6 protein-coding genes are annotated in these 6116 nt (G+C 56.9%); 5 read left to right on the forward strand and 1 reads right to left on the reverse strand.

The annotated features are described in order from the left end of the window. Nucleotides 1–225: 225 nt before the first annotated feature. Nucleotides 226–1188 carry a UDP-N-acetylmuramate dehydrogenase gene (gene murB / locus DW645_RS08820; RefSeq protein WP_118227269.1) on the reverse strand — a complete coding sequence of 321 codons (963 nt, stop codon included), beginning with the start codon at nucleotides 1186–1188 and terminating at the stop codon, nucleotides 226–228. Nucleotides 1189–1371: 183 nt separating this feature from the next. On the opposite strand from murB, the gene DW645_RS08825 reads away from it, so the two are divergent. From DW645_RS08825 to DW645_RS08845, 5 genes are all read left to right on the forward strand, one after another. Further along, the gene (locus DW645_RS08825) at nucleotides 1372–2400 is read left to right on the forward strand and encodes a LacI family DNA-binding transcriptional regulator (protein ID WP_118227270.1); all 1029 of its coding nucleotides are present in this window, start codon (nucleotides 1372–1374) and stop codon (nucleotides 2398–2400) included. 248 nt (nucleotides 2401–2648) lie between these two features. Then, nucleotides 2649–3137 (forward strand): hypothetical protein, encoded by a 489-nt coding sequence (locus DW645_RS08830; protein WP_117648566.1) that lies wholly within the window; start codon nucleotides 2649–2651, stop codon nucleotides 3135–3137. 38 nt (nucleotides 3138–3175) lie between these two features. Then, nucleotides 3176–3943: a GntR family transcriptional regulator gene (locus tag DW645_RS08835; RefSeq protein WP_117648565.1), complete on the forward strand. Its 768-nt coding sequence runs from the start codon at nucleotides 3176–3178 to the stop codon at nucleotides 3941–3943. Then, the gene (locus DW645_RS08840) at nucleotides 3928–4641 is read left to right on the forward strand and encodes a GntR family transcriptional regulator (protein ID WP_117648564.1); all 714 of its coding nucleotides are present in this window, start codon (nucleotides 3928–3930) and stop codon (nucleotides 4639–4641) included. Before DW645_RS08835 ends, DW645_RS08840 begins: the two co-directional genes overlap by 16 nt. A 194-nt stretch (nucleotides 4642–4835) precedes the next feature. Next, a complete protein-coding gene (locus tag DW645_RS08845) occupies nucleotides 4836–5951 on the forward strand; it encodes an SIS domain-containing protein (protein ID WP_117638249.1) in 1116 nt (371 codons plus the stop codon). The last annotated feature ends 165 nt before the right edge of the window (nucleotides 5952–6116 follow it).

Raw genomic sequence — 6116 nt, forward strand, 5'->3', positions numbered from 1 at the left:
GTCAATTGACGAGGGCACGATGAGCGACCCGCTGTTTTCTCGGCTTGTGGGGCTAGATGAGATTGGCTCGAAACGACTGCTTGCGGGCGAAAAAGTGGAACTCACTTATCGGTCGATGATTTCAATCCTGCGGCTAGCCGATGTTCTTCGCAAATAAATGATAACGGGACAAGTGAGCTAGATCACTTGTCCCGTTATTAATTAAAGTGGATCGCGGTGGGCAGGCTATAAAAATTCGCCGACTCGGTGGACTTCGGGTTCTAGGTCTACGTTGAATTGGTCTTTGACGGTTGTTTGGATGTGGCGGATGAGTTCGTCGACGTCGGCGGCGGTGGCGTGGTCGGCGTTGACGATGAAGCCGCAGTGCTTCTCGCTCACCTGCGCGCCGCCAACGGCGTGTCCTCGCAGGCCGGCATCCATGATGAGTTTGCCGGCAAAGTAACCCTCGGGGCGCTTGAAAGTGGAGCCAGCACTCGGCATGTCGAGCGGCTGCTTGTCCTCGCGGCGCTGGCGGTAGTCGTCCATGTCGGCCTTAATCATCGCGGCGTTGCCCGGGGCGAGATTGAAAGTGGCCGAAAGTACGATGAAGCCGTCGTCGGCGATGCGGCTCTTGCGATAGCCCAGGTTGAGTTCGTCGACATCGAACTCGATGATGTTGCCGCTGCCGCGGGTGCCATCGTCGAGCTGGCGAGCGGGTTTGTAGACGCGCACGGACTCCAGCACATCGGCCATGCAGGCACCGTAGGCACCGGCGTTCATGTAGCAGGCGCCGCCGACCGATCCGGGGATACCCGAGATGGGCTCCATGCCGGTGAGGCCGGCCTCGGCTGCCGTCGCAGCGACATCGGAAAGCAAGGCGCCGGCTGCCGCCGTGACGTGCGTGCCGTCGACCGTAATGTCGGAGAGGCCCTTGCCCAGCGCCACGACAACGCCGCGGATGCCCTTGTCGCCGACGAGCAAGTCGGAGCCGTTGCCCACGATGGTGAGGGGCAAATCGCAGCGATAACAGGTATCGAGCGTGGCGACGAGGCCCTGCTCGGTATCGGGCGTGACAAAGACGTCGGCCGGGCCGCCGATCTTAAACGTGGTGTGCTCGCGCATGGGCTCGCTCATCAGTACGTTGTCCTCGCCGGCAACGCCAGCAAGCGCGCACAGCAGGTCCTCGTTAAAAAAGTCGTTCTCGTGCATACGAATATCCGCCTTTTGGTGGTCGTCGTCATCAATCGATTGCAATATACCCCACCCGGACGAATTTGGTGCGCTTGCGGCGATAAAACAGCCGTCTACCGGATTGGTAAAGTGTTTATCACCGAGGTAGAGGGGTAGTCGCTATACTTTCAAGAGATTGCGCGTAAACCCGGAAGGAGCGAGATGGCCAACAAAGTCACCCTCAAGCAGATCGCCCAGGAGGTGGGGCTTTCCCCCTCGTCGGTCTCGCTTGTGCTCAATAATCGGCCCTGTCGCATCTCAGAAGAAAACCGCAAGCTCATCAAGGAGGTCGCGGCGCGCAACCACTATGTTCCCAACCAGATTGCGCGTAGCCTGGTCATGCGCGAGTCGCGCACGCTAGGCCTTATCGTCCCTAACATCGAGAGCCGCTTTTTTGCCTCGCTTGCCGGCAGCTTGGAAAAGCGCTGCCGCGAGGACGGCTATGCGCTCTTCATTACCAGCTCGGGCGGAAGTGCCGACGACGATCTTGAGCTGCTGCGTCAGCTGGTGACGCGCGGCGTCGACGGTGTCTTTTTGGTGGTGGGTGACGAGTTCTCCGACGACCGCGCCCTGCGCGAAGAGGTCAGCCATCTACCCATCCCTGCCGTGATGGTCGATCGTGCCATTGAAGGACTCGAGTGCGACAAGGTGATGTTCGACCACGAGATGGGTGGCTACATGGCCACGCGGTATCTAATTGAGCAGGATCATCGCCGCATCGCCTGTCTGGTTAACGCACGCCGTTCCAATACGGGTCGCAAACGACTTGCCGGCTATGAGCGCGCGCTGCGCGAGGTTGGCCTGCCAATCGACGCGCGTTTGGAGTTTGAGAGCGAGTACTACATTCCGAGCGCATACGAGGCCTCGGAGGCGGTACTCGCAACTGACGCCACCGCCGTGTTCGCAAGCTCGGATAACATTGCCCTCGGTTTGCTTAAGCGCTTGCACGAGATGGGGAAGAGCATCCCGGGCGATATCTCGGTGGTGAGCTATGACAACTCGGCGGCCGACGTTCTCTTTGAGCCGGCGCTGACCGCGATTGAGCAGGATCCTGGTGTCCTTGCGGAGCATGCTTTTGGCTGCATGTCCAAGCGTCTTGCCGGTAGGGGCGGTAGGCGTGCCGAAGAGGTCGTTCTGGAGCCGGCACTTATCGTTAAGGACAGCGTGCTCGAACTTACCGAATGTAGCTAAGCGTACTTGTTTGTTTGCATAGATTGCATGCGGAGTGTCCGCTATTTGCCGGCGGGGCCGGGGTGCCTGCCTTGTGTTGAGAAGTTCGCGGAGCCCACTTCTCAAAACAAGGCAGGCACCCCGGCCCTCGTCCGTTAACTCTTCCGCTGGGCGAGCCATAGACGCCGCGCACCGATAGGGTAAGGCAGTGGCTTGAAATTGGTGCTATATTCAGCTTGAGTTGTTTAATGCTAGTACGGGAGGCTGATATGGGGCTGTTCAAGAAGAAAAACCCGCAGGATGCCTTTGATCCCGATGTGTTTACCATCACGGATACGATTTTGGACCCGCCGCGGTTTACGTTTTTGCCGGCTATCTACCAGGATGCCACGCGTCGCAAGTGGGCCGTGCATCAGCGTGGTGCAGAGCCTAAGATTTTTGACTATGCGGACGTGTTGCAGTGCGAAGTAGCCGAGGCGGGCGATCCGGAGGCCGAGGAAGTGACTTCAAAACAGGAATTTGCCCAGCGTATCCTGGCAAATCCTGCCAAGGCGGCGAAAATAAACGCTGCCAAGCGTAATATGTGTCTTGGTATGGGCGTTGTTGTGGCGGTTCAGACGGGAAAAGACGAGGTTTCCAAATTAGAGATTCCCGTTATGACCGACGAAGTTAAACGCGATTCAAGTCTATATAAGTCGTATCGGAATGTCGCCGAGAAGATCAAGGCCGAATTTGATGCCATGGGAGGGCTGGCCTAATTTTGGCGGCATACGTTTCTGAATGAGGAGTCTGTGCAATGGCAGGCGAATCTTATGCAATTCCCCCCAAAGATCGTGCTGTTGAGGGAATTCTTTGGTATATCCAGCACCATCAGCTTGCCGGCGGGGATCGCCTGCCGGCCGAGCGCGTGCTGTGCGAAGAGATTGGCGTTTCGCGTACAGCGTTGCGTGCCGGTATCACGCGGCTCATCTCGTGTGGAACGCTCGAGAGCCGTCGCGGATCGGGTACGTATGTGTGTCCTCCCAAGCCGCTAAACATCTTTCAGGAAACGTATAACTTTTCCGATGCTGTGCGGACTGCCGGTCTGCACCCCTCTTCTCGTCTGGTTTCCACCGGGACCATCGAGGCGGATGAGGCGCTTGCCGACAAGCTTGGGGTGTCTGTAGGCGCTCCTTTGCTCCGCATGCAGCGCGTTCGACTTATTGAGGGCGAGCCGGCGTCAATCGAGACCGCTCACGTTAACCTGTCCCTGTGCCCATCGCTTACCGAGCACGATTTTGAGTGCGAGAGCCTTTACGATGTCTTGCTCAAAGAAGGCGGCGTGCGTGTTGAGCATGGACGTGAGCATATCTCTATCTCGCGTTTGAACGTCGAAGAGGCCGAGCTGCTCCAGCAAGAAGAGGGAACGCCGGTGTTCTATGAGAGCTCGATTGAATTTGATAAGGACATGCGTTTTGTGGAGCATTGCAAATCGGTGATTTTGCCCACAAAGTTTCGCTTTGCCGATAACGGCGAAGAGAACGGCATGAGGAGTGTGGCAGGTGAACAATGGCTGAAACAGTAGATGCCACCCCGGTTTATATGCGCATTCGACGCCGCATCGAGGAGCGTATCGAGCGCGGTACATATCCCACGGGTTCCATGATTCCGTCCGAAAAAGACCTCGCCGAGGAATTTGGTACGACACGCTTGACCATCCGAAGCGCTGTCGATGAGCTGGTTCGGCGCGGGCAGATTCGCCGTGTTCGGGGGAAAGGTGCCTTTGTGGCGCAGAAAGTACCTGCTTTTTTTGAACGCACGGGCGGTTTCCGTGAATCGGTCCGTGCTTCGGGCGGCGAGCCGTCCGTCCGTATTCTCGCACGTTCCAAGCGTTATGCGGGGCCATACTACGCTGACCTGTTTGGCATCGCCGAGGACGACCTGCTCTATTCAATTCGACGCCTGAACTGCATAAACGGTAGCCCCGTATCGATCGAGACGGCGCTGATTCCCTGCCTGCTGTTCCCAACCATCGAAGATATTGACGTGTCGGTCTTCAGCTTGTACGAGACCTATGAGATGCTGGGCCGAAAGCCAGTTATGGCACAGGAAAAGCTCGATATCGAAGCGCTGGGCGCACGAGATGCCGGCCTGCTTGGACTGGAGCAGGGTGATCTTGCCTTGACGCTGGAGTGCGTAAGCTTCGATGCGAGCGGCCAGGCGATCGAGTACGTCAAGTCGTTTAACCGCGGTGATGCGGGTGGATATACCTATACGTACTAGCTGGTTTTTTGCATAACGGGCTGAAAAGTTGACGGAATTTTGATTCGTTGAGCAGACCGTATATACAACCTTACATGGCTCAAAATCGACCGTTCGCCGATGGGGATAAATTAATCGACAAAGAGGTATCAAAAAGCCGTAACCTGTAACTGTGATTGGTATCAAATACTAATGATTTGTTACGAGGTGAGACGATGAAGATGCTCGATTACGTTCAGCTTGCCCATGTGCGTATGGGGGAGAACCTCGAGCGTTCGTCTGAGCTGGTAGCGCAGCTCGTTGATATTTTCCAGTCCGGTTCTTTTGATGCACTGCGCATCGTTGCTTCGGGTTCGTCGCGCCATGCCGCCGATTGCGCCCGCGATTACCTGCAAGATGCGCTGCAGATGCAGGTGTCCGTTGTGACGCCCGAGGCCTTCGTCGATTTTGAACACACCTATCCGCAGCATGCGCTCAACATCGCCGTCTCGCAGAGCGGCTATTCGACCAATACGATTGCGGCGCTCGATTACATGCGTGCACACGATATGGCTGCAGTTGCGCTCACGGCAAACGTCGAGGCACCCATCAAGGAACACGCTGACATCGTTCTTGACTACGGTGTGGGTGTCGAGTCGGTGGACTTTGTGACTCTGGGCGTCGAGGTTCTCGTTGAGTACCTGGTGCTCTTTGGTATTTACGGCGGTCAGGCGCGCGGAACGATTGACGCCAAGGGCGTTGCTCAGCGTCTTGATGACCTGCGCGAGGCTATCCAGGCTAATGCCGTGATGTGCAAGACCGCCGAGGCATATGTCCAAGATCACATGCTCGAGCTTTCTGAGCACATGCCCGCCATGGTCGTCGGCAACGGCCCCAACTATGGTGTTGCCGAGGAGGCAGCGCTCAAGCTGAGCGAGACCATCAAGATTCCTGCCATGCATCACGAAGGCGAGGAGTTCGTCCACGGTCCCGAGATGCAGATCGTTCCGGGCTATCTGGTGTTTATCGTCGACGATCCGCAGGGGTCGGAGCGTCTTGCGAATATCGCCGATGCGCTATCGAACGTTACGGCAAAAACGGTGCTGCTCACGGCCCATCCCAAGGGTAGGGCTCACGAGGTTGCGGTGCCTCAGGTGGCTCCGCTGCTCAGCGCAATTCCCAATCTTGTGTTCTTCCAGACGATTGCGGCCATGATTGCCGAGCGTCTGAAGTCATGGAACGTGCACCCGTATCTCGATACCGTCTCCAAGCAAATGGAGGTCAAGGCAGAGGGCTACGAAGAGTCAGTCAATGCGCTTAAGGCCAAAGCGGCTGAGTGTTACGGAATGTAAGCGGGTTTTGATGCCCGTTGGCATGGGGGATGTGGAAACAACCCCAGAAAGGAGAGACAAATGAAGGAAACCGAGAAGATCGAGATCATGCATTTCGACCAGGAGGGCTATCTCGAGGACGGCAAGAACGTCTACGAGGCCGGCAAGAAGATGACCGCGCTCGCC

This window comes from Collinsella sp. AM23-17 (assembly GCF_003470945.1).
Classification (GTDB): domain Bacteria; phylum Actinomycetota; class Coriobacteriia; order Coriobacteriales; family Coriobacteriaceae; genus Collinsella; species Collinsella aerofaciens_O.

What these genes read in the sequence shown, in the direction of transcription:
- murB (WP_118227269.1), bottom strand. Translation starts at nt 1,188, where the DNA reads ATGCACGAGAACGACTTTTTTAACGAGGACCTGCTGTGCGCGCTTGCT.
- DW645_RS08825 (WP_118227270.1), top strand. Translation starts at nt 1,372, where the DNA reads ATGGCCAACAAAGTCACCCTCAAGCAGATCGCCCAGGAGGTGGGGCTT.
- DW645_RS08830 (WP_117648566.1), top strand. Translation starts at nt 2,649, where the DNA reads ATGGGGCTGTTCAAGAAGAAAAACCCGCAGGATGCCTTTGATCCCGAT.
- DW645_RS08835 (WP_117648565.1), top strand. Translation starts at nt 3,176, where the DNA reads ATGGCAGGCGAATCTTATGCAATTCCCCCCAAAGATCGTGCTGTTGAG.
- DW645_RS08840 (WP_117648564.1), top strand. Translation starts at nt 3,928, where the DNA reads ATGGCTGAAACAGTAGATGCCACCCCGGTTTATATGCGCATTCGACGC.
- DW645_RS08845 (WP_117638249.1), top strand. Translation starts at nt 4,836, where the DNA reads ATGAAGATGCTCGATTACGTTCAGCTTGCCCATGTGCGTATGGGGGAG.